Origin of the sequence: uncultured Eudoraea sp. (genome assembly GCF_947258525.1) — a bacterium.
Lineage (GTDB): Bacteria > Bacteroidota > Bacteroidia > Flavobacteriales > Flavobacteriaceae > Eudoraea.
The window spans coordinates 1-3,021 of sequence record NZ_CAMYIP010000077.1 but is presented as its reverse complement, the minus strand read 5'-3'; the positions used below and the strand labels follow the sequence as shown (position 1 = coordinate 3,021).

Genomic DNA, 3,021 nt, shown 5'->3' with positions numbered 1-3,021 from the left:
TTATTTATATTGAAACCCCATCAAATCCTTTATTGACGATCACTGATCTTACTGCTATCGCAGGCATCGCGAAAAAGCACAACCTGGTCTCTATGATCGACAATACTTTTGCCAGTCCGGTAAATCAAAACCCTATTGATTTTGGAATTGATGTGGTTATCCACAGTGCCACAAAGTACATGGGCGGACATTCAGATATTTGTGCCGGTGCTGTTGCTTCATCCAAGGTAAACATGGAGCATATATTCCAGTTGGCAATAAATCTTGGGGGAAGTCTCAGCGATTATACGGTTTGGTTGTTGGAGCGAAGTATAAAGACCATGGGTATCCGGGTTAAATGTCAAAATGAGAATGCCATGAGGCTTGCGGAATATTTGAACGCAAATGAAAATATTAAACAAGTTAATTATCCCGGCCTGACTTCCCATCCCGATCACGTTTTGGCCAAATCGCAAATGCAAGGATTTGGTGGGATGCTTTCCTTTGAACTTAAGGATTCAATAGATGCTACAAAATTTCGAAAGGCACTTAAACTTATTAAATCTTCCATGAGCCTTGCAGGGGTTGAAAGCACGGTTTTATCACCAACTCAGACTTCACATGCTCTGCTGTCTGAAGAAGATCGGATGAAGCAGGGAATTGCAGATGGATTAATACGCTTTTCCATAGGTATAGAAGAACCTGAAGATCTCATACAAGATATTGAACAGGCTTTGGAACAGTTAAAAGCCAAACAACCTGCATTAAATAGTCAATAAATACCATATAAATACCAAATGAAGTTAGATATTTTAGTTTTTGGAGCTCATCCTGATGACGCTGAATTAGGAGCAGGGGCAACTATTGCCAAAGCCACTGCGAACGGCAAAAAAGTGGGGATTATTGATTTGACCAGGGGCGAATTAGGTACCCGGGGAACTCCGGAAATAAGGGATAAGGAAGCTGAAAAAGCAGCAAAAATATTAGGGATATCCGTAAGGGAAAACCTGGAATTTGCCGATGGGTTTTTTACAAATGATAAAGACCATCAGCAGGCTGTTATTGAGTTAGTCCGAAAATATCAACCAGATATAGTTCTGTGCAATGCAATAGAAGACAGGCATATTGATCATGCAAAAGGTAGTAAATTGGTTAGTGATGCTTGTTTTTTAAGCGGGTTGCTAAAAGTAGACTCCAAGTTACCCGGTGATGATCAATGGCAGTTACCCTGGAGACCAAAACAAGTTTATCACTACATTCAATGGAAAAACCTGGAACCCGATTTTGTTGTTGATGTAACCGGACATTTAGATAAAAAAATGGAAGCTATATCTGCTTATGCTTCACAATTTTATGACCCGGACAGCAAAGAACCCGATACGCCAATAAGCAGTAAGAATTTTACAGATAGTATTGCCTACAGGGCAAGGGATTTAGGACGTTTGGTTGGGGTTGAATACGCTGAAGGTTTTACAGCGGAACGGCATATTGGGGTTAAAAATCTCTGGGATATTTTTTAAACCGCCTGGCCATAACTTTTCTCCCTTTTGGGAAGTGTGAAATAGAAACAACTCCCTTTACGCAGGGTACTTTCCACCCAAATACTACCCCCGTTCTTCTCAACCATTTCTTTACAGAGTGATAGTCCAAGACCTGTACCTTTTTCGTTATTGGTACCATAGGTAGTTATATTGGAATTCTTTTCAAACAAATTCTTAACGGTAATTTTGTCCATTCCAACACCTGTATCCCTTATAGAAACCTCCCATAATTTATCACTTTCACGAGCCGATATTGTTATCATCCCGTTTTGCGGAGTAAACTTAAGCGCATTGCTAATAAGATTCCTGACAACAATATCAATTTGATTGCTATCAGACCATGTTAGTGTATTCTCAGCAAGCTCGCTAACAATTTTTATAGATTTCTTTTTGGCAATTTCAGATAGTAATTTAATATTTTCCGAAACCAGCGATTCCAAAGCCATTATCGAAGGCTTGGTTACTGCACCATTCATCTGTGTATGACCCCAGCTAAGAAGATTATTTAAGGTAAACGAGATATGATCAACATCCTCCCTTAATTTAGGAACAAATTCTATAAATTCCTCAGTCTCCATATCACCGTCAGAATAAAGCCTCAATAGTTCTTGCAACGCGCCTACCGGACCTCGAAGGTCATGTCCTATAATAGAGAATAGTTTAGTTTTTGTTTCATTACTGGCCTCCAATTCGGTTTCTCGTTTTTCCAGCGCTTCTTTTTTAAGTTCTAGCTCTTTATTAAGTCGTTTCTGTATTTTCTCTGCCCGATATACCAAAATTGTAATTATCATAAAAACAATTAATATGGCCATGGCCGCCGTTATATATCGCTGTTGCTTTGCCAATGCTTTGTCATTTTCTTCTATGAGCAACTGTTTTTGCTGATCATATTCCGACTTTGTTTTAAGCATGGTTAAACTCTTCTTATTTTCATTTCTGGATAAGGTATCAGAAAGTTTTTGGTAGAGTTCGTGAAAATTTAAAGCCTTGGCGTAATTTCTTTTGTTTTTATTTATGCTATAGAGCACATATGCACATTTTTGAGTTCCTTCCATGAACCCAATTCTGTCTGATATCTCGTAGGCTTTTAGCGCAAAATTTTCTGAAATACTATCCTTGCCTTGTCCCAAATAAGCTTCAGCCATTCCGTTAAAAAGGTCAATTTTACCTCGGTCGTCATCCAGATCTTTATGTAGTAATTCGCTCTGGTTATACCAATAAAGGGCCCATTTGTACTTATTTTCTTTTAAATATATCTTGCCTTTTATTTCATAGGTAAATGCCAACCAATCTAAAATTTTATGTTTTTCAAAAATGGCAAGACTTTTATTAATATTAAACATGGCGTAATCCAGTTTACCCATATCTGCATAGGTTGAAGCTAAATTTCCCAAGGTTTCTGCTATGATTACCTCATCGCCCAGTTCTCCGTTAATTTTCTTTACTTTTTTATAGAAATCCAGTGATTGGTCAAAATCTTTTTGAGAGGCATATAAGTTGG

At 38.1% G+C, this 3,021-nt stretch carries 3 protein-coding genes; 2 read left to right on the top strand and 1 reads right to left on the bottom strand.

What is annotated here, in order from left to right; all coding sequences use genetic code 11:
- Together Q0X89_RS05865 and bshB1 are read left to right on the top strand one after the other, a co-directional pair.
- The coding region (locus Q0X89_RS05865; RefSeq protein ID WP_297692079.1) for a PLP-dependent aspartate aminotransferase family protein at positions 1–758 on the top strand (758 nt) is incomplete at its 5' end.
- Between the two features lie 18 nt (positions 759–776).
- Positions 777–1,499 carry a bacillithiol biosynthesis deacetylase BshB1 gene (gene bshB1 / locus Q0X89_RS05860; RefSeq protein ID WP_297692077.1) on the top strand — a complete coding sequence of 241 codons (723 nt, stop codon included), beginning with the start codon at positions 777–779 and terminating at the stop codon, positions 1,497–1,499.
- On the opposite strand, the gene Q0X89_RS05855 is transcribed toward bshB1, so the two are convergent.
- A partial coding sequence (locus Q0X89_RS05855) for a tetratricopeptide repeat-containing sensor histidine kinase (protein WP_297692075.1) occupies positions 1,496–3,021 on the bottom strand: 1,526 nt, incomplete at its 5' end. The two genes, bshB1 and Q0X89_RS05855, sit on opposite strands and share 4 nt — an antisense overlap.